This window comes from Temperatibacter marinus, from assembly GCF_031598375.1.
Lineage (GTDB): Bacteria > Pseudomonadota > Alphaproteobacteria > Sphingomonadales > Kordiimonadaceae > Temperatibacter > Temperatibacter marinus.
This window is the reverse complement of record NZ_CP123872.1, coordinates 748,181-774,315: the sequence shown is the minus strand read 5'-3', so window position 1 is coordinate 774,315 and position 26,135 is coordinate 748,181. Positions and strand designations below refer to the sequence as shown.

Here is a 26,135-nt window from a genome sequence, read left to right as displayed (position 1 = left end):
AATACTCACATATAATAGGAGAATATTTCATGGCCCCTCTTGATTCTGGATATGAACTTTTAGACCGATATGACCGCGAAAAAGGTCGAGTATACATAACAGGCACACAAGCATTGGTACGCATTTTATTGATGCAATCGGCAATGGATAAGCGGGACAATGTCAAAAGTGCAGGTTTTGTCTCTGGCTATCGAGGATCCCCTCTTGGCGCGGTCGATCAGGAATTATGGCGAGCAAAGAAACATCTCAAGGCAGCTGACGTTGAATTTTTACCTGCCATAAATGAGGATTTGGCGGCCACGGCTGTCCTAGGATCACAGCAAGTGGAAACAGACCCGGATAAAACGGTCGATGGGGTCTATGCCATGTGGTACGGAAAAGGCCCTGGAGTTGATCGCGCGGGGGATGCCCTCAAACATGGCAATGCCTACGGGTCGAGTGAAAATGGCGGCGTGTTGGTTGTCGCAGGGGATGACCATGGGTGTGTATCGTCTTCGATGGCTCATCAATCAGATGTAGCCTTTATGGATTGGTTTATGCCAACGCTCAATCCTGCGAGTATCAGTGAATATATCGAATTTGGCCTTTATGGATATGCCCTCTCGAGGTTTTCCGGCATGTGGGTTGGGTTTAAGGCGATCAGCGAAACTGTCGAAGGGGCTGCTTCTATCGAAATTGGCGCGTTGCCGACTTTTATCACCCCTCCTGATTATGATGTACCAGAGATGGGGCTTCACTATCGCTGGCCCGACTTACCAGGGCCACAAATTGAAAACCGTATGGTTGTGAAAAAAGAAGCTGTCTTAGCATTTGTGCGTGCTAATCCAATCGATCGCTGTATTTATAATAATAGCAAAGCACGTTTCGGAATCGTTACAACAGGAAAAGGGCATTTAGACCTGATGGAAGCGCTGCGGTTACTTGGCTTGACAGAAGAGAAATGTCGCGACGTAGGCATTGATATATATAAAGTAGGTATGACGTGGCCACTTGAGATGAACGGCCTAACTGCTTTCATGGAAGGCAAAGATGAAATCCTCGTTGTAGAGGAAAAACGCGGCATCATTGAAAGCGAGATTAAAGAATATTGCTTCTCCAATAAAACAGCCCCTCAACCCCGCGTACATGGTAAAGAAGATGGCCATGGTCAGTCATTACTCCCATGGGTTGGGGAATTAAGCCCCAAAATGGTGGCAAAAGCAGTTGCCCATAGAGTGAAAGAGACTCTTAAGCTTGATTTGGTTGAGGTTGCGGAATCTCTTGAGACATTACAAACAAGAGAAAATCCTGTGACCAATGTTTCCCGATTGCCCTATTTTTGCTCAGGCTGTCCGCACAATCGATCAACGAAAGTTCCCGAGGGTAGTAAAGCCCTTGCAGGTATTGGCTGTCACTTTATGGCAAGCTGGATGGATCGAGATACGGAAAGTTTGATCCAAATGGGCGGAGAAGGAATTAACTGGGTTGGCCGGAGTAAATTTACTGGCAACGGTCATATTTTCCAGAATCTTGGTGAGGGAACATATTTTCACTCAGGTTATATGGCGATCCGTCAAGCCAAAGCAGCTGAGACAAATATTACGTATAAGATTTTATTCAATGATGCTGTTGCCATGACGGGGGGGCAACCTGTAGATGGGCCCATCTCAGTGCCTCAGATTGCTCACCAGGTACGGGCAGAGGGTGTTGAGCCTATTACGATTTTATCCGATGAGCCTGAGCGTTATAATTCAGTCACATTGCCTGATGGTGTGCGAGTGCTCTACCGCGATGAATTGGATCGCTTGCAACGTGAATACAGAGAAATCGAAGGTGTATCGGTAATCATTTACGATCAAACCTGTGCAGCAGAAAAAAGACGTCGCAGAAAACGGGGAACCTATCCAGATCCTGCAAAGCGTGCTTTCATTAATAGCAGTGTTTGCGAAGGGTGCGGTGATTGTTCTGTGCAATCCAACTGCTTGTCAATTGTGCCCAAAGAAACCATGAATGGCCGTAAGCGTCAAATTGATCAGCATAATTGCAATAAGGACTTCTCTTGCGTGGATGGTTTCTGTCCAAGCTTTGTTACGGTAGAAGGTGGGGCGCTAAGAAAACCCACTGCGGCAAAAATTGATGATTTTGACATCTCTGTAGCTAACCTTCCCCTGCCGACCCTTCCTGCGATCGACGGATCATATGATTTGCTCGTCGGTGGTGTTGGTGGTACCGGCGTTGTTACCATTGGTGCGATTATGACCATGGCAGGCCATCTTGAAGGAAAAGGGGCAAGCGTCCTAGACTTTATGGGCTTTGCCCAAAAAGGCGGAACTGTCCTTTCTTTTGTTCGTTTTTCTTCCTCCCCAGACAGCCTAAATCAGGTGCGGATAGAAACGGGGCAAGCGGATGCCATGATTGCATGTGACATGGTTGTTGCCACAGGCCCTGCTGCCATGAAAGTACTGGGGACTGGTAGCACACGGATCACTTTGAATGATGAAGAAATTCCTACAGGCGATTATGTGATGAACCGTGATGCAGATATGGATGTGTCTCTCAGAACGATTACACTTGCCAATGCAGTGGGCAAGGAAAATTTAAATGTAATCCACGCCACGCATCTTGCTAAGCAACTCATGGGTGATAGCGTTTTCTCCAATATGTTGATGGCTGGTTATGCTTGGCAACTTGGTCTCGTGCCTTTGTCTTATGACGCCATTATGCGGGCTGTTGAGCTGAACGGTGTCGCTGTTTCTAAGAATAAAGCCGCCTTTAACTGGGGCCGTCTCGCAGCGGAAAACCCTGACTATGTGAATGGACATGCACGCCCTGTTGAAAAAATGGACAGAAGTTTTGAGGCTCTCAAAGATCATCATCAAGCTTTCCTTGCGGCCTATCAAAATGATGCCTATGCGACTCTTTACTCTGAAACACTTAAGCCGCTTATGCAGGCGGAAAAATCGATCAGCGATGAGAAGCTTGTTTCTGAGGTGGCGGCCAAAGCATTGTTTAAAGCTATGGCCATAAAAGATGAATATGAAGTGGCCCGTCTTTATACTGATGGTTCTTTTGAAAAAGATCTTCGAAATACATTTGAAGGAAATTTCTCTGTAAAATATCACATGGCTCCTCCTATTTTTGGATGGGCGAAAGATGCCAGTGGCAGACCGAAGAAACGTAAATTTGGAGGCTGGATGAAAGCAACATTAAGCGTGATTCGTCGATTCAAATTTTTGAGAAATACCCCGCTGGATGTGTTTGGTTATTCTCATGAGAGACGGCTGCAAAGACAATGCCTTCAAGATGTGACAGAGATTATGGGGCTTGTGGCTGAAAAATTGAACGAAAATAATCAGTCTGAAGCAATTTTATTGCTTGAATCTTATTTAGACGTAAGAGGCTATGGACCTGTGTTTGAAACCGCGTTAAAAGACTTTGAACAAAAAAAACCAATGCTTCTTGAAGCTTTTATCGCAGCTTCTTATGAGCAAAAAAAAGCTGCATAGGGAAAGAATATGTTTAATAATCTTACAGAATTGCCAACGGATCCTATTTTAGGACTAGCGGCGGCCTTTCGCGCAGATGAGCGCGTCAATAAAGTTGATTTATCTGTCGGCGTCTTCAAAAACGAAAAGGGTGAAACACCAATTTTTGAGGCCGTGAAAAAAGCGGAAGCTTACCGTGTTGAAACCGAGACAACGAAGGCCTACATCGGCATGACGGGTCAAGACGGCTATAATAGTCTTTTGCTAGCGGAAGCCCTTGGCGCTTCTCATCCCGTGATAGCTGAAGGTCGAGTTGCTTCCACCTTAACACCGGGTGGATGTGGGGCGCTTCACATGATTGCTCAGATGATTAAACGCTCTAATGCCAAAGCCAAAGTTTGGGTCAGTGATCCAACATGGGCTAATCATATTCCTTTGATTGGCGGTGTAGGCATTGAGATCGAAACATATCCCTATTTTGACAGAGCCACGCACGGTGTAAATTTTGATGCCATGCTTTCTCAACTCAATAAGCTCGGAGCAGATGATATTGTTTTATTGCATGCCTGTTGTCATAATCCAACAGGCGCAGACCTATCTGAGGCTCAGTGGGATCAGCTCGCAGAAAGTGCCGCAAAAAATGGCTGGATTCCATTCATTGATAGTGCCTATCAAGGTTTAGGGACATCTCTTGAAGCGGATGGGTATGGTATGCGGACGATGGCTAAAGCTGTACCACAGATGTTTCTTGCCTTGTCCTGCAGTAAAAATTTCGGCCTTTATAGAGACCGCGTTGGACTTGCAGCGGTGATAACTGATAAGACTAATGTCAATGCAGTGCTTTCCCATGTGAAAGTTGTGGGTCGAGGGATCTGGTCTATGCCGCCAGCTCATGGTGGTGCCATTGTTGAGAAAATTTTATCTACACCTACTCTCAGAGACAGCTGGGTCTCCGAACTTGAAGATATTTGCAGCACTGTAAACACAAACCGCCAACTGTTGGCCCAGGCTTTAACGGGGGCAGGCATTCCTGGTGACTTTGGGTATCTCACAGAAAATCAAGGCATGTTTTCCTTCCTTGATTTAAGCAAAGATCAGATTAACCGATTAAGAGAAGAACATGCTGTGTATATTGTTGGCTCTGGTCGAATTAACATTGCAGGCGCTCACAAAGGTAATGTTGATCTTATTGCAGAAGCAATAAAAGCTGTCTTTTAAGATCACCATTCATATCTTGATGCAAAGGGGGAGGCTTTAGGTTTCCCCTTTTTTATGCTGGCTTGCATGTGGCCTGATTAATTTGCGTAAAATAAGCGGCGAGTTGTGTCTCGTCTTCTATGAGAAGCCTCACAAGAACGATGCCCTGTTCAGAGGGAGAAACGACGGCAGTGTGACCCGCCACAGGGGTGGCCACCTTGTCAGAGACTAATTGGATTTTCAAATCTCCTTCAAAACCTCGATCGTCTTGGACATAAAAATTATCAGAATTTGATGCAAAAGCTGAAAGTGAAATATACCCATCTTGAATAGGAGCTGAGATAAGCAATCCATCAGGTGCCTTAGAAAGATCAAAAACACAGACGGCATATAGCATATCATTCGAAGGCCGGACCACAGGTTGGTTCAAATGACTGGTGCGCTCGGTGGGAATTAAAATCATATTATACCCAGCTTGTGGATTGATGGCTTGGCTACGATCTATCAAGCCTTTCATGGCTACCATCATGATGATATCAGGAGCAAAGGCGAGCGATAGAAGACAGACGCAGACAGCGGTGGTCATTGCTAAAAGAGTATATTTCATGAGCAAACCTCTTTCGTAATAATCGGGAGAATGAGGTTTTTTGATTCTGTTTCTAAATCAAACTCAGGATTATAGAGGCGCAGAATAAAATTGAATTCACTGTCTTCTGGGGCAATGAGGTCAGTCTGTGAAAGAGATGCTGATTGTGAAATCGAAGCAATGCTAGCGGTCCATCCTTCAGGATTTAGGGTCTGTTTTGTGATGCTATATCGAAAGTCATCATTCGCTACCAAATAAAAATCTGGGCCATATATTGTAATGGACCACCACCGTGCAGGTAAGGCAGATCCTGAGATTTTATAGGTACAACGACTATGCAACAGGTCCCCGTCAGAATCCCTGTGTGTTGAGAAATATACAGTTTGATCTTTATTTAATGCCAGCAAGCCTTGTCGCGCGACTTTTGCCCGTAAAAACATATTGGCAGATATATTGCCAATATCAGGATTTGTTTCCCAACTGCCAATTTGGATTGATTGTCCGATGGTTTCTGAATTAAGCAGATAAAGTGTGGCTGCTAAACCAAGCCCAATTCCGCTTAAAAGAGAGATAAAGATTTTTAACCGAGACCACATAGTTTTCCCCTTAAGACAATCTATTTGCGAAAGTGAGAGGGAAGTCAAGAGTACAAAATTTGAGGAAATGTAAAATGCCTCCTACACCGCGGTGAGATATATGGTTCTGAAAAGTGTTTAGGGAAGGCGAATTCCACTAAGGCCTTTTCAGCCGTAATGTGCGGTGTAGGAGACGAATACTGCCAGCTTATAGAAAATAATATAGGCCTTCGTGAACAGTATCTTTAAAAATGCTTTTCTATATACCCCCTCGTGCAATCGTGTATTTTGATCACAGGTAAAATAGTGTCACCGAAATGACTGTGAATTCCATCGTTATAGAATTCGCCGAAACCGTATCAGAAGAATTCATTTAAAAACTCCGTCAAATGCCCTAAAAACACTGAAAAAGTATTTTAACGCCCGTTGACCCATCCTCAATGGCCCTGTAGATTCTTCGTATATTCCAGATAAGACCTATAACCTCATCTAAAAAGCAGCAGTCATGACATACTCTCCAATCAAAATTTTACTACTCGATGATCAACGAATTTTCTTGCAGAGCTTAGAGATGGCCTTGGGGATGGATGACCTTTTTGAAATTGTTGGTGCTGTCACGAAAGGCAGTGAAGCGTTGAAAATCATCAAATCACACCCAGTCGACATTTTGGTTATGGACATCGCAATGCCTGAACAGTCAGGGATGGCAGTTTTTGAGACTATTAAATCTGACAAAGTTGATATCAAGGTGATCAGCATGAGTGGATTGATGCAGATGGATGCATTTGCATCGCTTTGGGAAGATGGCGTCCAAGGCATCGTGCATAAAAGTGATCCTCTGGACATTCTTCTTTATGCCATTGACCGCGTCTCACGGGGCATGCGTTATGTTTCACCAAGCCTTCAGGAAAGAATGCTTGAACTGGATGAGAACGTTTTAAAATTACTGACCAAGCGAGAAAAACAAGTGCTCTTGTCCATCATTGCCGGGAAAAGTAATAAAGAAGCCGCTGAAGACCTTGGAGTTCATGTCACAACTATTCGGACACACCGAGAAAATTTAATGTCAAAAATTGATGCTCATTCTACAGCAGAAGTCATTCATTTTGCGCTAAGACACGGGTTGATGGCTGATTATCAAACTGTGACATAATTCTTTTCCTTCTCACTCTTGTAAATGCTACCTTATCTTCTAAATAGTCTTGAAAGAGTTAGAGGATGAGATAATGATTACAAAAAATGATCTAAAATTTTATATTGATGGCACTTGGGTCGAGCCCTTTACCAAGAAGAGCCTCGATGTCATTAATCCTGCCACAGAATCTCCGATGGGCCAAATCAGTCTTGGCGGGAAAGCCGATGTGGATCGAGCAGTTGCAGCTGCGAAGCAAGCATTCAAGACCTATAGCCTAACCAGTGTAGAAGAACGTATTCATTGGATGGAGCAAATTCTAAAAGGGTATAAAGCCCGTTGGTCAGAAATGGCAGAAGCGATTTCGAAAGAGATGGGAGCCCCAAAAACACTGGCTACGGGGTCACAGACTGGTGCAGGCTATGGAAATTTCAGTGCTGCTTTGGAAGCGTTAAAATCATTTGAATTTGAAAAGAAGTTGGGGAATACCCAGATTATTCATGAAGCTATAGGTGTTTGTGGGCTTATTACGCCATGGAATTGGCCTATCAATCAAGTCACTAATAAGGTCGGTCCCGCCATAGCTTGCGGATGCACAATGATTTTGAAGCCAAGTGAAATCGCGCCCTTTGATGCTATGATCATGGCTGAAATTATTGATGAAAGTGACCTGCCTAAAGGGGTCTTTAATCTTGTAAACGGCGATGGGCCTACCGTTGGAGAGGCCATGTCTGCACATCCTGATATTGATATGATGTCGTTTACAGGATCAACCCGCGCAGGCTCAGCTGTCGCAACAGCTTCTGCCCCTACAGTAAAAAGAGTAGCGCAAGAACTAGGTGGAAAATCACCGAACATTATTCTCGATGATGCTGATTTGCCGAGAGCGATTAAAAAGAGCGTGATGACGATGATGCAAAACACTGGACAATCTTGTAATGCTCCCTCGCGGCTCTTGGTTCCAGAGGCATCGCTTTCCGAAGTCAAGGCACTGGCTTTATCTGTAGTTGAGACCATGACGATCGGTTCTCCAGAAGATGAGGCGGTCTTTATGGGGCCTGCGGTTTCAGATCTTCAGTGGCGGAAAATCCAAGGCCTCATCCAAAAGGGGATTGATGAGGGGGCAGAGCTCATTTGCGGCGGTGTTGGAAAACCCCAAGGCCTAGAGACCGGGTATTACGTGAAGCCAACAATATTTGTAGGCGTCACTAATGATATGACCATTGCTAGGGAGGAAATTTTTGGGCCAGTTTTGGCCATCATGACATATTCAGACGTGGCTGAGGCCATCGCCATTGCTAATGATACAGACTATGGGCTATCCGCCTATATCTATTCCTCTAATCGGGAGCGCGCGAACGCAGTTTCACGTCAATTGAGGGCAGGCAATATCCATATCAATGGTAATTGGGGCACTGAGGCAACACCCTTTGGCGGGTTTAAACAATCCGGTAATGGACGCGAAGGCGGTGTCTTTGGTTTTGATGACTATTTAGAAATCAAAGCGGCTATGGGCTATCACGACGCTTAATTAAACTGAGATAAAACCTAAGAAAAAAGAAGGGGCCTGTTGGCCCCTTGAGTTTGCTGAATGTGGTGTGGCACTTATTCAGCAGCTTCGTTGAACTGATTCATAGTGTTATCTTCACCAGCAGCTTTAAGAGCTGCTTCTCCTGCGAAATATTCTTTGTGATCATCACCAACATCAGATCCAGCCATATTTTGGTGTTTGACACAGGCAATACCTTCGCGAATTTCACGGCGTTGGACTTGTTTCACATAGCCAAGCATTGCTTCATCACCAAAATATTCTTTCGCTAAACTATCCGTGGATAAAGCAGCTGTATGGTATGTCGGCAAGGTGATGAGATGGTGGAAAATCCCTGCACGCTTCGAACCATCTTGTTGGAAAGTGCGAATTTTTTCGTCAGCGACTTGAGCAAGCTCCGTCTCATCATATGAGACACTCATCAATTGATCCCGGTTATAACTGGAAACATCTTTTCCTTCTGCCAACCATGTATCAAAAACTTGCTGGCGGAAATTGAGAGTCCAGTTAAAAGAAGGCGAATTGTTATAAACGAGCTTCGCGTTAGGCACTACTTCTCGGATTCGGTCTACCATGCCAGCAATTTGTTCAACATGAGGCTTTTCAGTTTCAATCCATAAAAGATCGGCGCCATTTTGCAAGGAGGTGATGCAGTCAAGAACACATCTATCTTCACCCGTACCTTCTTTAAATTGGAAAAGATTTGAGGGGAGTCTTTTGGGGCGAAGCAGTTTGCCTTCACGGTTGATCACAACATCATTGCCGTTTAATTGACTAGGGTCGATCTCATCACAGTCAAGAAATGCATTATACTGGTCGCCGATATCACCAGCTTCTTTTGAATAAGCAATCTGTTTTGTTAGGCCGGCACCAAGGCTATCTGTCCGGGTGACAATCACGCCGTCTTCAACACCCAGTTCCAAGAAGGCATATCGACAAGCACGAACCTTAGCGAGAAAATCTTCGTGAGGTACTGTTACTTTACCATCTTGGTGACCACATTGTTTTTCATCGGATACCTGGTTCTCAATTTGCAAGGCACACGCGCCAGCCTCGATCATTTTCTTAGCCAGAAGATAGGTGGCTTCAGCATTACCAAAGCCTGCGTCAATATCTGCAATGATAGGGACGACATGGGTTTGATAAGAATCGATTTGACCTTGAATAGCTGCTTCAGCTTTTGTGTCTTTTTGATCTCGTGCTTTATCGAGGTCACGAAACAGCATTCCAAGTTCACGAGCATCGGCCTGCTTAAGAAAAGTGTAAAGCTCTTCAATGAGGGCAGGAACTGATGTTTTCTCGTGCATGGACTGATCCGGTAAAGGGCCAAATTCTGACCGAAGTGCTGCAACCATCCATCCTGAAAGATATAAATAGCGGCCTTTGGTCTCGCCAAAATGTTTCTTGATAGAAATCATTTTTTGCTGCCCGATAAAGCCATGCCAACAGCCTAGGGATTGAGTATAATTTGCGGAATTTGCGTCATAGGCTTCCATATCGCGGCGCATGATTTTGGCAGTATAGCGGGCAATATCTAGCCCCGTTTGAAATCGATTCTGAGCACGCATTCGGGCAACAGATTCTGGATTTATTCCATCCCATGTGCCTTCAAAGCTTTTGATTAAATTTTGTACGGTATTGATATCATCTGTATAGGATGGTTGCATCGTGGTCATTGGGTGTCTCCTTACTTTTAACTTATGAATTCGGTTCATTAATTTCGGCATAGGCTGGTGTTGTTAAAAACTCAGCAAGTTCTGTATCTAAAACCATTTGCAAGAAGAGGCGGCTTGCATCTTCTAGGCGATCTCCTGCCTGAGCTATGGCAATCGAATCTTTTTTGAGGGTGCGCATTTCTTGTAAGAACAGGCGTTCTACAAGGGCGGGCGTGACACACCGGCCGTCCTTCAATTCCGTGCCGAATTTCAGTTGCTGCCAAATTTGTGTCCGACTAATTTCAGCCGTAGCAGCGTCCTCCATCAGGCCGTTTATAGGCACTGCGCCACTGCCATTGAGCCAGGCCCCTGTATATTGAACACCGACACGGATATTTTCACGTAAGCCTTCTTCAGTGGCTTGACCTTGGTGTGGTTCGAGAAGGTCTTGTTGAGAAATTGTGATTTCGTCGCGGGTGCGATGCAATTGGTTAGGGCCCGTCATGACAGATTCAAACGCTTCTCTTGCTAAGTCTACCATGGCTGGATGGGCGACCCATGTACCGTCATGACCAATGGAAACTTCTCTGACTTTGTCGGCTTTTACTTTGTCGAAAGCGGCCTGATTTTTGGCATCATCCCCCTTTACTGGAATTTGTGCTGCCATACCGCCCATTGCATGGGCTCCTCGTTTGTGACATGTCTGAATAAGAAGCAGGCAATATGCTTTAAGAAAAGCATCGCTCATCAGAACTTGACTGCGATCCGGCAGTTGATAGGCTTTGTTTGTGCAGCCAATGCGTTTGATATAGCTGAAGATATAATCCCATCTGCCGCAGTTTAAGCCCACAATATGATCTTTAAGGGCAAAGAGAATTTCATCCATTTCAAAAGCAGCGGGTAGGGTTTCAATCAATACGGTCACTTTTGTCGTCCCGTGTTTGATGCCTAAAGCCTTTTCCGTATAATTGATGACGTCATTCCAAAGCGCTGCTTCTTCATAGCTTTCTAACTTTGGCAAGTAGAAGAATGGGCCGCCGATAGAAGGGTTTGGATTTTGCATCAATGCGAGCGCATTGTGATACATATGGAGGCCAAAGTCAGTAAAACCAGCGGAGAGGGGTTGACCATCCAAGGTTATGTATTTCTCCTCCATATGAAGGCCGCGCGGTCTTACTTTTAGAATAGCTGTTTGCTCATTCATCACATAAGTCTTGCCGCGGCTTTCATCAGCGAACGATAACATGCCTCTGGCATAGTCATACATATTGATTTGCCCATTGATCATGCTATCCCATGTGGGCGCACTGGCGTCTTCAAAGTCAGCCATGAAAACATTTGCGCCGCTATTAAAAGCATTGATCATCATCTTCCTGTCGACAGGACCAGTGATTTCTACAGTTCGGTTTACCAGCTCTGCCGGTGTCCCTAAAATGTGCCAGCTTTCGTCTCTGATCGACTGAGTATCCTTACGAAAATCTGGTAGAGTTCCTTGATTGAAAGATTTTTGACGGTCTTGTCGTTTTTGCATCAAGTCTAAACGCTTTTGACCAAAGTTGCGTTCTAGCTGCTGAATGAAATCAAGCGCTTGCGGCGTTAAAATTTTATCATACCCTGCATGAATGGGACCTTCGATGCAAAGAGAATTACTGGTTATAGAATCAAGTAGTGCATGTGTCATAATAATACCTCAGAAATTGTGTAAACATATTTTACAAAAATATCCTGATTGTCTAGTAACACTTGATTAAAAAAGGGTTTTGATGTATATCTCTGTAAAATATAATTTTGTAAAATTGTAAACTTTGTAAAAATTAACAGGATTTACACAATGGATGCACAGTCGAAAATATTCGCCGGTCCCAAAATAAGACGGCTGCGCCGCGAACTGGGGTTAAGTCAAAGCCGTATGGCGAGCGAGTTGGGGTTTAGTACCAGCTATTTAAACCTAGTAGAGCGAGACCAACGACCTGTTTCTGCCCAATTTTTACTGCGACTTGCCGAGGTCTATGATTTAGATTTGGCCACGCTAGCAGGATCGGGAGATGCGCGTGCCTTTGCAGAAGTGGCTGAAATATTATCTGATCCTCTTTTTAAAGGGATCGACATTTCAAAAGCGGATATTCAAGATTCGGTGGCTTCTGCTCCGCAGATGGCAGAAGCGATGGCACGGTTATATAGGGCCTACCAACAAGCCAGAGAGCGAACAAGTGAACTTTCTTTGCATATGACAGAAGAAGGAGGAGAGGTTCCTTCTACGCAATTGCCAAATGATCAAGTTAGAGATTTTCTTCAAAACAATCAGAATTATTTTCCTGAGCTTGATGAGGCGGCTGAACTTCTCAGTGAAGAGCTTGGCTTGAATGGTAAGAATAACCTAGAAGCTTTAGGGACGCACCTTGAATTAACCACAGCGGTGAGGCCTCGATTTATGCCCACGGATGTGCTACCAGATACGCTGCGTCATTTTGATCGGCATCGACGTCAACTCATGCTCTCGGAGATGCTCACGCCCTCCGCTGCGACTTTTCAAATTGCCTATTTGATTGGTCTGCTCAACTACGGGCCTACCATCGACCTTTGCCTTGATAAGGCTAACTTTCAAGGGGACGAGGCTGTGAGACTTGCAAAAATATCGTTGGCAAATTACTTCGCTGGCGCTTTGTTGATGCCCTATTCAAAATTTCATGGGGCGGCGGAAAATTTATCCTATGACATCGAGCATTTAGCTCAGCGATTTGGCACCAGTTTTGAACAGGCTGCACACCGACTAACCACGCTCCAGCGCCCAGGGAAAAAAGGAATAGCTTTTTTCTTTTTGCGCGTGGATGCAGCTGGAAATGTTTCCAAAAGATTTTCAGCAGGCAGCTTTCCTTTTTCTAAATTTGGGGGTACCTGTCCCTTGTGGAACGTCCATGAAAGTTTTGTCACACCTGGTAAAATTCATAGTCAAATGATTGAAATGCCTGATGAAACACGATTCTTCTCTGTGGCTAGAACGGTTGAGCGCGGCGTAACACCTTATGGTGAACCTCGCCAGCGCTTAGCAGTCGCCCTAGTTTGTGATTTAAAAAATGCGGCTGCTTTGGCCTATGCTAAAGGCCATAATTTAGAGGCTAATGATGCGGCACCAGTTGGCCCAAACTGCCGCCTATGTGAGCGCCCAAGCTGTGCTCAGCGCGCCCATCCACCTCTCTCTAGAAAGCTTGTTCTTGATGAGCGTAGTCGCGGCATCTCTGCTTATAATTTTGAAATGGATGCCTGATGATTTCTTACGACCACCCTGTTGATGTATTAGATTTTCTCATTGATCAATATCAAAATGGCGAGATGAGTGCGCTTGTCGCAGTGATAGCCACATCTGGAGGGTCTGTCCGCTCTGTTGGGTCGATTATAGGCATTTCTGATACAGGGGAAATGGCGGGTCATATATCGAATGGCTGCGTGGATGCGACACTCATTCTTAAGGCCAAAGAAGCCATGAAGGCCCAGCAGGAGATGACAGTAAAATTTGGCGCAGGGTCACCCTATAAAGATTTGCAATTACCCTGCGGCGGGTCTATTGAACTGCTCATCAAACCGATGCCAGATATTCTAGGCCTGACCCAGTGCAGGGATCAATTAAATGCACGAAAGACGACACGGCTCCACGTGACAGATACCTATAGTATTACCTTATCCCCCAAGCTGAAAATCAGGATCGTGGGGGTCGGCGCAGAAATGATGGCCCTCATCCGTATAAGCAGAGCGTCAGGCTTCGATGTGATTGCACAGTCTCCTAATGATGGTTTTCTGAAGCAAGCAAACCTTCTGGGTGTGCTCAAGACACATCATTTGTTAACGCCTGATCACCTACCGGGAACGGATGATGATTGTTGGACGGCTGTGGTTGTCATGTTCCATGATCATGATTGGGAACCGGAAGTGCTAGCACAGGCCCTCTCTGGCCCGGCCTTTTACTTAGGGGCACTTGGCAGCCGAAAGACCCATGCTGTTCGCAAGCAAGTTCTCATAGAAAAGGGGGTGTCTGAAAAGAGGGTAGCAACTATCAAAGGGCCCATAGGCCTCATCCCTTCTTTAAGGGATGCCAATATGGTCGCTCTTTCCTGCCTTGCAGAAGTTATTCAGCACTATACCCAGCAGACTTAGCCTCTTCGGGGGTGTCAATATCTTGTAGAAAAGCCGTTGACGTGGACTCAAGCCAGGATATTTCTTCTGGATGGCGATCTAAGAATGTCCGTATGGGTTCTCTGGAAGCTAAAATAGGTTCAATGAATCGTTTCGGAAGAAGGACAGGGTTACCACGTTTATTGGCGATTCTGGGAATTATTATCTTATTGTCTTGCTTGTAGAGAGAGGCCATTTCTGCAATATCCTCATGAGTCAGTGCATATTGATCAGCCAATCCAATGAGGACAGCATCTTGAGGATTTGACCGTAATGCCTGTAACCCGAAACGGGCAGACTGATGATGCCCTTTTTTGTACTGCGGTGTTATGATTGTTTCTACAGGGAGCATTTTAATCGCATCCCCCACTCTTTGAGCGTCACAACCTAGAACAACAGTGACAGAGGTACAGAGCGGGAGATAGGGCTGAATTGCTTGATGCACAAGCGTTTTATCCCCTTGTTTCAATAACAGTTTATTCAAGTGACCCATGCGAAGAGATTCACCTGCGGCTAAAATGAGTGCTGCTATAGAGAGGGACTGTGTCATGCAAATCACTGTATGCTATGGAGGATGAATGAGGAAGAGTATTTTCTCGTTTTTTCTTTACCTTCATAAAAGTGTAATATTTCTTAGGCAAGGGTCATATTATTGAAATAAGAACTCGTCAGTCTCGAATTTTTAGATACTATAGCGCGATTGATGAAGTGAGAGCTAAAATGAGTATTAAAAACTATTTAAACACCCTTGATGACAGATTGTTAACTGGCTTGATTTGGATCGGGTTGATCATTCTTTGGTCTTTTGAAACAATAACTACTTTCGCTCTTCTTCTCATAGGTAGCTGTGTCACTTTCTTTATTTTTCAGCATCAGAGCCAGACTAGAAAACTGGTGATGAGATATAGGAAACGAAAGTCCAGAAGTAAAAAATCGCGGATAAAAAAAGGCGCGATGAAACTGCGGGCTAAAGCGCTCAATAACATCCCCACACCTATTCTTATTATTTCTGATGGCCTTACCATCTCTTTTGCAAACCAGGCCGCAGAAGAAATTGTTGGACAGGATTTGTCCGGGAAAGATTTGTTTTTGTATGTTCGCCAGCCTGCAATCGTAACAGCTGTCACTGAAGCTGTGACAGACAAGGTTGCCTCCGACAATAACTTAAGGTTTACCACAGCAGATGACCGAAGTTTTGATGTTTCTGTGCAACCTATTTCAAAACAATCAGGGGTCCGCAATGGCCGAGCAATTGTCTTTTTTTATGAAGTGACACGTTTGCTCAAAACCGAACGCATGCGGGTGGATTTTGTTGCGAATGCATCCCATGAATTACGGACGCCTCTGTCTTCAATCTTGGGATTTATTGAGACCCTGCAAGGACCAGCCAAAGGCGATTCAGCGGCAGCTGAACGATTTCTTGGGATTATGCAAAAAGAATCTGAGCGCATGGCAAGGCTTATAGAGGATTTATTGTCTCTGTCGCGTATAGAGATGGAACGCCATACAACCCCGACTGAAGCGGTGAATATAGCAACGCTGATTAAAAATATCGTCCACTCGATAACGCCAAAAGCCGCAGAGCGTCAAATAACTTTCAAAATAAACTGTGCGGAGGATTTACCTTTTGTCATGGCGGACAGCGATCAGATCTTGCAAGTTTTGATCAACTTAGCATCAAATGCTGCTAAATATGCCAATGAGAATTCTGTTGTGCATATAGGCGCAGCCCATAGAAAAAACAAAAGCGTTACAATTTATGTGAAGGATGAAGGGCCAGGTATTGAACCTGAGCATCTTGTACGCCTCACAGAGCGGTTTTATCGAGTAGATACGGCCCGTTCTAGACAGATGGGCGGTACTGGCCTTGGGCTCGCTATCGTGAAGCATATTTTGCTCCGCCATTCTAGCCGATTAGAAATTATGAGTGAGTTTGGTAAAGGGACAACATTTTCTTTCGATTTGGATGCGACGAAGACATCAGATTGAAGAGGTGAGGCTCTCTTGTTTTAAAAAAACAGTGGTTAAAGAGGAAATGATGAAATTAAAAGCACTCTTAGTAGAAGACGATCAAGCGATCAGTGAACTTATTCGCTATAACCTTGAAGCTGAAGGCTATGATGTCACCTCAACAGAAGACGGCGAAGAGGCTTTGTTGTTGGCAGAAGAAGTAGGCCCAGATGTGGTTTTATTAGATTGGATGCTGCCTTCTCTGTCAGGGATTGAAATCTGCCGACGTCTAAGAAAAGAAGCAGCCACAGCCAATGTACCCATTTTGATGATTACAGCGCGATCGGAAGAATCTGATTTAATTCGAGGATTAGAGACAGGCGCTGATGACTATATCATTAAGCCATTTTCGCCTAAAGAATTAATGGCCCGTGTGCACTCAGTTCTGCGGCGTGTGAGGCCAGCCTTTGCGGCCGAAAACCTTAAGTTTGAAGATATTGAAATGGATAAAATCACTCACCGTGTGACCCGTAATGGGGCCGCCTTGAAATTAGGGCCTATCGAATATCGATTACTTCGCCATTTTATGGAAAACCCTAAGCATGTCTTTAGCAGAGATCAGCTTTTAGACCGTGTTTGGGGGCAAGATGTCTTTATTGATGAGCGGACTGTTGATGTGCATATTCGGCGTCTAAGAAAAGCTTTAGAAGTCGATGATTTACCTGACTATATCCGCACTGTTCGATCGATGGGGTATGCTCTGGATATCAGTTAATCAATAGAAATATCTTTTTATAGATGAGCCCCTCAATCTGTCGAAGATTCAGGGGCTCTCTTTTTTACTCTTTTTCTTGGCCATCATATTTGTTGAACCATGCAATGATATTTTCAATCTTTGCAATCATTCTGGACGGTCTTGCAGCTATTCCGTGAGGGCTGTCAGGCACTCGAACCATCACAGTGTCTACTTTCAAGAGTTTAAGCGCTTGATAATACTGTTCTGTTTCACTTATCGGGGTCCGCCTGTCAGCTTCCCCAGTAATAAGCATTGTTGGTGTTTTTACGTTGCCCACCAAGGAAAGGGGCGATCTTTTCCAATAATGCTCAACATGATCCCAAGGCATGCCTGGGAATTGATTGGGGATTTGAAATAAATAGCTATCTGCTGTGAGGACTTTTGAAATCCAGTTAATCACAGGTTTTGCCACAACAGCGGCTTTAAAACGATCTGTTAGGCCGATCGCATAAGCACTGGCAATACCGCCCGCAGAGCCGCCTGCAATAAACAATCTATTTTCATCCACCAAGCCTTTTTCTATTAAGGCATCGATCCCGGACATATGGTCGGCGAAATCATACTCACTGCTATATTTATTTTGAAGCAGCAAGGCGAACCGTTCCCCGTACCCTGTACTGCCGCGGTGGTTATCAAAGAAGACGATATAGCCTTCAGCAGAAAATCTCTGAAGTTCGGCAGTAAAATGGGGGCCATAAGCGAGGTGTGGGCCTCCGTGAATTTCAAGGATAAGAGGGTATTTTTTCGAAGGATCATAGTTAGGTGGTAGAATATACCAGCCTTGAATTTCTTCCCCGTCGATGGAGGATTTATAGATAATCTCTTTTGTTTCACCCAAAGTAATGGAGCTGAGAACATCATGATTTAACTCTGTCAGACGCTTCTCTGATTTGCCTGTACCGTAATATAGATCCGCAGGTCGCTTTGCTGTGCCTTTGGTGTAAGTTAGAGCTTTGCCATTGGTATGATATGTACCACTTAGATAAGGACGCCCAAGTGTTGTTCCGCCAATGTCTTCGGCTTTAACACTATGGTTTGCCTTGGCCACATCAGAAAAGCCAACATGTGTTAGGCCGCGATTTGTATATTGGTAATATAATCCTTTACTTCGGCTATCCCACTGAATGTTTCTCACCCTGCGATCAAGGGTGTGTGTAATGGATTTTGTCTTAGAGGAATGAATGTCTCGCACCATTAAGACTGCTGGACGGAACGCTAATTTTTTATTATCAGATTTTATATAGGCAAGGGAGCGGCCATCAGGACTGACCCGAGGACTATATTCCGAGCCAGGCTCATCAGTGATCTGCTCTCTTTTGCCTGAAAGGGTGACATTGTAGAGATTGCTCTCACGAGTCTCATATTCCCAGTTATCGCTTCGGTTGGCAGAATAATAAATAGAAGATCCATCTTGAGCCCAGCTAAAGGAGCCACTTCTTGGATAATCACCTTTTGTCAATTGTGTTGGTGTTCCGCCAATAGCAGGAATTGTGAAAATATGTGTATAAGAGGGGTCCATTATACCTCTGCCATCAGCTTGATACCGCGCCTTTGAGACATATTGAACAGGCTTTGACCAAGTTGCGCCTCTGGGCTTTTTGGGCATCTTTACTTTGAGAGGGCGCTCTTTTTTCGTGACTCGCATTGTAAAAGCAATGGTTCGACCATCAGGGGACCAACTAATATTACCAAGACCCTGCTGAACATGAGTTAATTGTGCAATTTGGCCTGTATCCATCCAGCGCACGAAAAGCTGAGTGCGCCCCTCTTTATTTGATAAAAAGGCTAATTGTTTACCACTGGGTGACCATCTCGGGGAATAATAAGAATTGTTGCCGGTGAAGAGGGGGCGTAAATCTTTGCCGTCTTTGTCTGTAATCCACAGGTTAGACCTTGACCGATCTGCCATAATATCCTGTTGTCGCCTTACAAAGACGATTGATTGACCATCTGGAGATAATCGTGGGTCTTCTGCATGTTCGAGATTAAAAATATCTGCTGATTTGAATTTTCTTTGACTTTCTTCAGCCAAGGCCGGCGTTGATGTTGTCGCCGCGAAAAATAAGAGTCCTGCAATAAGGCTAGCGCTATTCATTAATATTCTCCCAAAAGTAATGAATAGAACCTAAGGCAGAAAGAAAGGAACGACAATTAGAAAATTGTCTATGCTGGGCAGAAATTCAAGGGAGACGTCTTATTCAGCCGAGAATAACCGATAGATAATATCTTCGTATATATCCGTGAGAGCTTCTAGATCATCAAGTGTGGTGCATTCATCTACTTTATGCATGCTTGCACCTACCAGACCGAATTCTACGACAGGGCACATATCTTTAATGAAGCGTGCATCGGAAGTTCCCCCTGTTGTTGAGAGTTCGGGAGTTTTATTGAGACGTTTTTCACATGCCTTGGAAATAGCCTCAGTTAGTTCTCCAGGAGCTGTTAAAAAGCTATCCCCAGAAACCCACCAGCGTAACTCATGATTTATGCCTGTGCTTTTCAGGCGCTTTTCTAACTCGAGTTGAAGTGCATCAGGCGTAAATTCACTAGAAAAGCGAATATTGAACTGGGCAAAGGCTTCCCCGGGGATAATATTGTCACTGTCATTGGTGGCGTTTATCTTTACAACTTCAAGATTTGTGGGTTGGAAGTGATCATTTCCTGAACAGAGGTCTCCCTCTAAACTATTGAGTAATTTTACAAGATCAGGAATTGGATTGTATGCTAAATGAGGATAAGCAACATGCCCCTGAGTTCCTTTGACTGTTAAATAACCATGCATGCTCCCCCGGCGCCCAATTTTCATCATTTCACCTAGCGTATGAGGATTAGTGGGCTCCCCTACTAGGCAAAGATCAAGCGTTTCGCCTTTCTCTTCAAGCCATGTCAGAACTTTCTTGGTCCCATTCACAGCAGGGCCTTCTTCATCACCAGTGATTAAAAGGGATAAACTATTATTTCCAAGGGTCTCTTTTTCAATGGCCCGTGCAGCCGCTTCAACGAAACAAGCTATGGACGCTTTCATATCGCTGGCGCCGCGGCCAAACAAGATGCCATTTTTAATTTCGGCACCGAAAGGATCACTATTCCAGTGATCTAAGACGCCGACGGGAACAACATCTGTATGGCCTGCGTAGCAAAAATTTCGCCCGGCAGTGCCATAGCGAGCGTAAAGGTTCATGACATCTTCAGCCCCTTCTTCTTGCATAAGGAGCATATGACAGGTAAAGCCAAGTGCCTCAAGAGCCTCTTTTAAGAGAGAGACTGCAGCGCCTTGATCCGGAGTCACGGATTTAACGCGGATTAGGTCTTGTGCAAGTGTTAGAGCCGTGAGTGATGTCATGTCTCTTCCCCTTCCTCTTAATCGCGAAGAAGGTCATTCACGGAAGTTTTACTGCGTGTACGCTCATCCACTCGTTTCACGATGACAGCACAATATAGATTTGGCCCAGGGCTGCCATCTGGCAAAGGCTTGCCAGGGAGAGTCCCAGGGACAACGACGCTATATGCAGGCACGCGCCCCATAAAGATTTCGCCAGTTTCTCTGTCGATGATTTTTGTTGAAGCCCCGATATATACACCCATAGAGACAACAGCCCCTTCTTCCACAAGGACACCTTCTGCAATTTCAGACCGTGCGCCAATGAAGCAATTGTCTTCAATAATCACGGGCCCTGCTTGTAAGGGTTCAAGAACACCCCCAATTCCAACACCCCCAGAGAGGTGAACATTCTTACCAATTTGAGCGCAAGATCCAACAGTCGTCCAAGTATCAACCATTGTTCCTTCGTCCACATAAGCACCCAAGTTTACGAAAGAAGGCATGAGAACAGCGGAAGGGGCAATGTAGGCAGACTTTCGTACGATTGACCCAGGTACAGCGCGGAAGCCAGCTGTTTTAAAGTCTTCTGAGGACCAGCCTTCAAATTTACTCGGGACTTTATCCCACCAATTTGTCGACTTTCCCGGTCCCCCAGCAATCAATTCCATGTCATTGAGACGGAATGAAAGAAGAACGGCTTTTTTAAGCCACTGGTTTACCACCCACGATCCATTAATTTTTTCAGCAACGCGGGCTTTCCCACTATCTAAAAGGGCAAGAGCTTCGTCAACTGCTGTGCGGTATGTGCCTGTTGTACTGGCATTAATTGTGTCACGATTGTCGAAGGCGTCATTGATATTTTTTTCTAGATTTTCATATGACATAGATTTTCTCATTGAAGTTAGAGTTGCGATATTTTGCGGAGCACAATAGAGGTAAACTGAGGACTGTCAATGGGTCTAACAACAAATTGAATGGATCAGTCTTATGAAAACTCTTCTATAATCGATCTGTAAATTTTTGTAACCAGGGGCTCAATAACTTAATCTCAGCATGGGCGATATCATTTTGATACTCCATGCCGGCCCATTCGCATCCTGTATCAATCCAGACGCACCCCATGCCTGCTTTTTTTGCCGGGATTAAATTTCGAATACTATCTTCGAAGAAAACAGCTTTTGCGGGGTCAATATCATAGCAACTGAGGAAATCATCAAACGCTGGGATACTGGGTTTCGGAGTCAAGTTAGAAGCTAGGATGTCGTGCACGCCTTCGAAGAGGTTCAAAAGCCCAAGGCGTTCTAGAACATTGTCTGTATAGGTTACATCCGCATTGGTATAAATTAGCTTTCGTCCAGGTAATTTTTCGATGGCTTCACGCAGGAGAACGTCTTTTTGAATCGGCGAAAAATCAATATCATGTACATTTTCTAGAAAATGATGCGGATCAATACCATCATTTTCCATAAGTCCCCGCATTGTTGCCCCATACGTCACAAGATAGTGCTTTTGTTTTTCACGGGCTGAAGCCTTATCAATTTGAAAATGATTGGCAATATACTCCGTCATTTTGACATCGATCTGCGCGAAGAGGTCGCTCTCCGCTGGATAGAGTGTATTATCAAGATCAAAAATCCAGATGGATCTATCGGTGATGAGATCTGGGTGATAGGGGATAGAAGATGCCATTTTTTGCCCTCAATCGCTATTCCATAGATTGACTATTGTATAGCACTATGAATTAATATTGTCTTGTTGTAGTGTTTTAGAGCATGTGAGCGAGAGGGCAAGAGTTGATGACAAAATATCTATTTTTCCTTTCTTAAAACGATGCAGAGACAAAATTACTCAGAGGCAAGTCAGTGCTTAATTGGTTAAAAAAAGAGTCCCAGTTTATCAATGTATCCAAATTGGATATGCCGGCTCTCTTGTTAGATAATAGGTTAGCTATCGTTGAGCGCTCTCAATCTGCAGAGGCTTTAAGTGATATTTATGCCAAAGAGGGCGAGGAAATCCGCGCCCTTGCTGTGCGGGCTTATGATGAAGAAACACTGATTGAATCGCGAGTTCGTTTTGATCGCTTTCTTGTAACTTACTGGTTGGTGGCCCTTCCTGTTGCAGATGACAAAGTGCTTATTGCAGGCCGAGACTTTTCTATGCAAGATAAAGTAACTGAGGCTTTAATGTATAGTCGAAATATGTTCAAAGACATGATCAGTTGTAGCGCTGACTTTGGCTGGGAAGTGGACCTTCATGGGTGCTTTACATATGTTGGCCCTGGGGCCGTATTCGGCCAATCTCCAGAAGATTTGCACGGCAAGCATGCTTCGGGCTTTTTTTGGCCAGACGGGGAAGGCCCAACCATTGATCCTTTTCATTGCCGTGAAAAATATGAGAGCAAACCCCACCGTGTCTCAACTCCGGAAGGTGATAAATGGATTACTTTTTATGTCCAGCCTGTTTTTAATGATGAATTGGAGCTGGAAGCCGTACGCGGGATTTGTCGTGATATGTCTAGCCTCGTGGAACAAGAGAAAGTTGCGCGCCAGAACGCCCTCCGTTTAAGTTTGCAAGGACGGATCACACGTATTCTTCAGGACACTAATAGAGGGGCAACGCACCTTCTCTCCACCGCAGTCAATGCCCTCGCAGAAGTTTTAAGGGCCGATCAATGTTGGATCCTCTATTCTGCGTCCCGAGGGCTGAAACTTATGGCGAAAAGCGAAGATCAAGATGCACAGGAAAATCAAACAGACCCTCATCTATTGAACTTGCAAGATGTGACGATCGCTCTCGCACAGGACATCAACCAAGATCAGGCCTTTGAAATGACTGTGCAAGAGGATCGCTATTTAGCAGTGCGACTTAAAAGCGGGGACCAGCTTAAAGGTGTTATTCTTTTGTACCGAGATGCCACCATATTTCCTTGGTCCATGCAGGAAAAAGCACTGTTAACAGGCATCGCTGACAATATGGTTGTCGCTATTACACAATCAGAGCTGATTGAGCGCCTTAACCATCTTTCAAGCAGCGATGAATTAACGGGACTAATGAACAGACGGGCTCTGGATGAAACCGTAGGGGAACGGTTGAAAAACATGCGAGCAACAGGACAAGTTGGCACTATTCTCTATGTGGACTTAGACCATTTTAAGGAAATCAATGACACTCTTGGTCATTCAGCAGGGGATTTGGCACTTAAGAAAGTTTCTGAGCTATTGACCGAACAGGTCAGAGAGCAAGACTGTGTTGCGAGAATTGGGGGCGATGAATTTGTTGTCTGGCTCGATACAGCCACGACAGATGTCGGTAAAGGAAAAGCGCAGACACTGTTAGAAGCTATGCCTGCAATTCGAAAAGAAATTGGGGCTGACGCTTTACGGCTCTCTATGTCAATCGGGATCGTTGAATCTAACCCAACTGTTGAGCATAGCCTTGAGCATATGACTAAGTTAGCTGACCAATTAATGTATGCGGCAAAGAAAAAAGGAAAGAGTACCTATGTGACAGGTGTTCTCACTGACGACGCCATATCATGAAAGCACTAAGGATAAAAATGGATGGTATTTAATAAATTAAAAAACCTTTTTAGTGGGGGCGATAAAAAGCCAGTCACGTATGAAGAAGCGCGTGTGATGCTTTCTAAAGGCAATAAGAAAGATCGTCTGCTGCTGGCTCAACAAAAGGATGCCCGTCCAGAGGTGCTTTATTATTTGGCAGATGATAAAGATCCAGATGTGCGCGCTAAGATTGCTTCAAATCCAGCAACGCCAGTACAGGCAGATACTCTTCTATCCAAAGATGAGAGTGAAGAAGTGAGGCTTGAATTAGCGCGAAAAATAGGGCGGATCGTGCCTGATATGGACCCTTCTGATCAAGAAGTGCTGCAAGAAACAACCATCGAAATTTTAGAAGATCTTGCAAAAGATCAAGAACCAAAGATTAGAAGCCTTATTGCAGATGCAATTAAGCATCTAGAAGCCATTCCGAAGGATATTGTCACAAAGCTTGCGAAAGATGTCGAAGATGTTGTTTGTGGACCCATCCTACAATATTCACCCTTGTTAAATGATGATGACTTAAGAGAAATTATCGCTGCAGGGACTAGCTCAGGCGCTTTGAAGGCGATTGCTGAGCGAGCAGGCCTGTCTCAAGATGTGTCTGATGATGTTGTCTCAAGCCTAGATGTGCCGGCGATTGCTGCGCTTTTAACAAATGAAAAAGCCCAAATCAGAGAAGACACCCTCGATCGGATTATTGATCAAGCCAGTTCTGTAGAAGAATTACACAAACCCCTTGCACTGCGCCCACAACTTTCAATTAGAGCGATGAAAAGAATTGCAGGCTTTGTTGCCTCAGCCCTTGTCTTTGCCATGATGGAACAATCGACATTGGAGGAGGATCTAGCAGAAGATATCCTAGAGAAAGTAAGAGAACGTGTGGAAGGGGAACGGCTCGAGCAAAGCGAAGAAATGGCAATTGCAAAACAAGCTCGTGACTTCATGGATCGGGGTCTTCTGGATGATGCCTTTATCGTTAAGCAAGTTGAAGAAAGTAATCGCGAACTTATCATCCAATGCTTGGCATTGATGGCTGACTTATCTTCAAAAATTGTGCGAAAAATCATTCTTTCAAAGAGTGGACGGGCTGTGACGGCTCTGTCTTGGCGGGCCCAATTGAAAATGCGGACTGCTTATGCCATTCAAACGAAATTAGCGCTCGTTCCATCGGCTCAACTGCTTCACGGCAAAGGGGGGGAGAAATATCCCATTGATGAAGATGAATTGGACTGGCATCTCAGCTATTTTATTGACCAAGCTGATTAAGGCAGTAATCGTTAGCCTCAAACAGAGTTAATCGTCTTCTGTGAGCCGAATAAGTGTGCCTGCTCCGCGTTCTGTGAAAATCTCTAGAAGGATGGCATGCATGACGCGTCCATCGATGATGGATGCTGCATTGGAGCCTCCTTTAAGGGCATCCAGACAGGTTGTAACCTTTGGAATCATGCCCCCTGCGATCGTGCCATTAGTGATCAGCGTTTTTACTTCTGATTCAACAAGGTCAGTGAGCAGTTCTTTCTCTTCATTGAGAACGCCTTCAACATCAGTCAGTAAGAAAAGACGCCTTGCTTGGATCGCGCCCGCAATACAGCCAGCCATTGTATCTGCATTGATATTGAAAGTTTCACCGTTTTTGCCTGCGGCGATAGGTGCAATTACAGGGATCATTCCAGCCTCGACACTTGAATTCAAAATGTCAGGATTGACGGCCTCTGGTTCTCCGACAAAGCCTAAATCAATAGTACTTTCTCGTTTTTTTGCAATGACCAGATTACTATCTTTACCAGACAGGCCAATAGCCTTGCCACCAGCGGCATTGATATCAGCCACAATGGATTTATTTATAGACCCACAGAGAACCATTTCAGCCACTTCAACCGTTTGCTCGTCGGTCACTCTTAAGCCGTCAATAAATCGACTCTCTAATTGAAGACGGTCTAGCATTTTGCCGATCTGAGGTCCTCCGCCGTGGACAACGATTGGGTTAATTCCGACTTGCTTGAGAAGAACGACATCTTCTGCAAATTGACGGGAAAGTTCATCGTCAATCATTGCATTACCGCCATATTTAATGACAAAGGTTTCCCCAGCATATTTTTTCATATACGGCAGGGCTTCGCAGAGAATTTTTGCTTTTTTCTGCAGTTTCTTCTGATCTGTATTCACAATGACACTCATAGTT

General features: G+C 44.7%; 20 protein-coding genes. 10 read left to right on the top strand and 10 right to left on the bottom strand.

Going from position 1 to position 26,135, the window contains the following annotated elements:
- Nucleotides 1-29 precede the first annotated feature (29 nt).
- Together QGN29_RS03505 and QGN29_RS03500 are read left to right on the top strand one after the other, a co-directional pair.
- Nucleotides 30-3,485, top strand: coding sequence for an indolepyruvate ferredoxin oxidoreductase family protein (locus tag QGN29_RS03505; RefSeq protein WP_310799289.1), 3,456 nt, complete (start codon nt 30-32; stop codon nt 3,483-3,485).
- Nucleotides 3,486-3,494: 9 nt separating this feature from the next.
- Nucleotides 3,495-4,682 carry an amino acid aminotransferase gene (locus tag QGN29_RS03500; RefSeq protein WP_310799288.1) on the top strand — a complete coding sequence of 396 codons (1,188 nt, stop codon included), beginning with the start codon at nt 3,495-3,497 and terminating at the stop codon, nt 4,680-4,682.
- 52 nt (nt 4,683-4,734) lie between these two features.
- Here the strand turns inward: QGN29_RS03500 and QGN29_RS03495 are convergent, their stop codons facing one another.
- Both QGN29_RS03495 and QGN29_RS03490 read right to left on the bottom strand, forming a co-directional pair.
- On the bottom strand, nt 4,735-5,268 hold the full coding sequence (locus tag QGN29_RS03495; RefSeq protein ID WP_310799287.1) for a DUF1254 domain-containing protein: 534 nt from the start codon (nt 5,266-5,268) through the stop codon (nt 4,735-4,737).
- Entirely contained in the window at nt 5,265-5,843 is a 579-nt protein-coding gene (locus QGN29_RS03490; RefSeq protein ID WP_310799286.1) for a DUF1214 domain-containing protein, read from the bottom strand. Before QGN29_RS03490 ends, QGN29_RS03495 begins: the two co-directional genes overlap by 4 nt.
- Nucleotides 5,844-6,327: 484 nt before the next feature.
- Here QGN29_RS03490 and QGN29_RS03485 point away from each other — a divergent pair, with 484 nt between their 5' ends.
- Together QGN29_RS03485 and QGN29_RS03480 are read left to right on the top strand one after the other, a co-directional pair.
- On the top strand, nt 6,328-6,975 hold the full coding sequence (locus QGN29_RS03485; protein WP_310799285.1) for a response regulator: 648 nt from the start codon (nt 6,328-6,330) through the stop codon (nt 6,973-6,975).
- A gap of 73 nt (nt 6,976-7,048) precedes the next feature.
- Nucleotides 7,049-8,485 carry an aldehyde dehydrogenase family protein gene (locus QGN29_RS03480; protein ID WP_310799284.1) on the top strand — a complete coding sequence of 479 codons (1,437 nt, stop codon included), beginning with the start codon at nt 7,049-7,051 and terminating at the stop codon, nt 8,483-8,485.
- Between the two features lie 74 nt (nt 8,486-8,559).
- Here the strand turns inward: QGN29_RS03480 and QGN29_RS03475 are convergent, their stop codons facing one another.
- Nucleotides 8,560-10,170 carry an isocitrate lyase gene (locus QGN29_RS03475; RefSeq protein WP_375164671.1) on the bottom strand — a complete coding sequence of 537 codons (1,611 nt, stop codon included), beginning with the start codon at nt 10,168-10,170 and terminating at the stop codon, nt 8,560-8,562.
- A 31-nt stretch (nt 10,171-10,201) separates the two neighbouring features.
- Nucleotides 10,202-11,839, bottom strand: coding sequence for a malate synthase A (aceB, locus tag QGN29_RS03470; RefSeq protein WP_310799282.1), 1,638 nt, complete (start codon nt 11,837-11,839; stop codon nt 10,202-10,204).
- Nucleotides 11,840-11,989: 150 nt separating this feature from the next.
- Between aceB and QGN29_RS03465 the strand changes: the two genes are divergently transcribed.
- Together QGN29_RS03465 and QGN29_RS03460 are read left to right on the top strand one after the other, a co-directional pair.
- A complete protein-coding gene (locus tag QGN29_RS03465) occupies nt 11,990-13,423 on the top strand; it encodes a helix-turn-helix domain-containing protein (RefSeq protein ID WP_310799281.1) in 1,434 nt (477 codons plus the stop codon).
- The gene (locus QGN29_RS03460; protein WP_310799280.1) at nt 13,423-14,307 is read left to right on the top strand and encodes an XdhC family protein; all 885 of its coding nucleotides are present in this window, start codon (nt 13,423-13,425) and stop codon (nt 14,305-14,307) included. Before QGN29_RS03465 ends, QGN29_RS03460 begins: the two co-directional genes overlap by 1 nt.
- Here QGN29_RS03460 and QGN29_RS03455 read toward each other — a convergent pair.
- Nucleotides 14,279-14,875 (bottom strand): nucleotidyltransferase family protein, encoded by a 597-nt coding sequence (locus QGN29_RS03455; RefSeq protein ID WP_310799279.1) that lies wholly within the window; start codon nt 14,873-14,875, stop codon nt 14,279-14,281. The genes QGN29_RS03460 and QGN29_RS03455 overlap by 29 nt on opposite strands.
- Before the next feature lie 170 nt (nt 14,876-15,045).
- On the opposite strand from QGN29_RS03455, the gene QGN29_RS03450 reads away from it, so the two are divergent.
- Together QGN29_RS03450 and phoB are read left to right on the top strand one after the other, a co-directional pair.
- A complete protein-coding gene (locus tag QGN29_RS03450; RefSeq protein ID WP_310799278.1) occupies nt 15,046-16,314 on the top strand; it encodes an ATP-binding protein in 1,269 nt (422 codons plus the stop codon).
- 46 nt (nt 16,315-16,360) lie between these two features.
- Nucleotides 16,361-17,050, top strand: a complete 690-nt coding sequence (phoB, locus tag QGN29_RS03445) for a phosphate regulon transcriptional regulator PhoB (RefSeq protein ID WP_375164623.1) — start codon at nt 16,361-16,363, stop codon at nt 17,048-17,050.
- A gap of 64 nt (nt 17,051-17,114) precedes the next feature.
- Here the strand turns inward: phoB and QGN29_RS03440 are convergent, their stop codons facing one another.
- The 4 genes from QGN29_RS03440 to QGN29_RS03425 all read right to left on the bottom strand — a co-directional run bounded on the left by QGN29_RS03440 (nt 17,115) and on the right by QGN29_RS03425 (nt 22,082).
- Nucleotides 17,115-19,166, bottom strand: coding sequence for a prolyl oligopeptidase family serine peptidase (locus QGN29_RS03440; RefSeq protein WP_310799276.1), 2,052 nt, complete (start codon nt 19,164-19,166; stop codon nt 17,115-17,117).
- 99 nt (nt 19,167-19,265) lie between these two features.
- The gene (gene dapE / locus QGN29_RS03435; protein ID WP_310799275.1) at nt 19,266-20,414 is read right to left on the bottom strand and encodes a succinyl-diaminopimelate desuccinylase; all 1,149 of its coding nucleotides are present in this window, start codon (nt 20,412-20,414) and stop codon (nt 19,266-19,268) included.
- 17 nt (nt 20,415-20,431) lie between these two features.
- Nucleotides 20,432-21,277 (bottom strand): 2,3,4,5-tetrahydropyridine-2,6-dicarboxylate N-succinyltransferase, encoded by an 846-nt coding sequence (gene dapD / locus QGN29_RS03430; protein WP_310799274.1) that lies wholly within the window; start codon nt 21,275-21,277, stop codon nt 20,432-20,434.
- 115 nt (nt 21,278-21,392) lie between these two features.
- Entirely contained in the window at nt 21,393-22,082 is a 690-nt protein-coding gene (locus QGN29_RS03425; RefSeq protein WP_310799273.1) for a pyrimidine 5'-nucleotidase, read from the bottom strand.
- Between the two features lie 173 nt (nt 22,083-22,255).
- Here QGN29_RS03425 and QGN29_RS03420 point away from each other — a divergent pair, with 173 nt between their 5' ends.
- Nucleotides 22,256-23,932: a diguanylate cyclase gene (locus QGN29_RS03420; RefSeq protein WP_310799272.1), complete on the top strand. Its 1,677-nt coding sequence runs from the start codon at nt 22,256-22,258 to the stop codon at nt 23,930-23,932.
- 21 nt (nt 23,933-23,953) lie between these two features.
- The gene (locus tag QGN29_RS03415; protein WP_310799271.1) at nt 23,954-25,219 is read left to right on the top strand and encodes a DUF2336 domain-containing protein; all 1,266 of its coding nucleotides are present in this window, start codon (nt 23,954-23,956) and stop codon (nt 25,217-25,219) included.
- 27 nt (nt 25,220-25,246) lie between these two features.
- On the opposite strand, the gene argB is transcribed toward QGN29_RS03415, so the two are convergent.
- The gene (argB, locus tag QGN29_RS03410; RefSeq protein ID WP_310799270.1) at nt 25,247-26,131 is read right to left on the bottom strand and encodes an acetylglutamate kinase; all 885 of its coding nucleotides are present in this window, start codon (nt 26,129-26,131) and stop codon (nt 25,247-25,249) included.
- Nucleotides 26,132-26,135 lie beyond the last annotated feature (4 nt).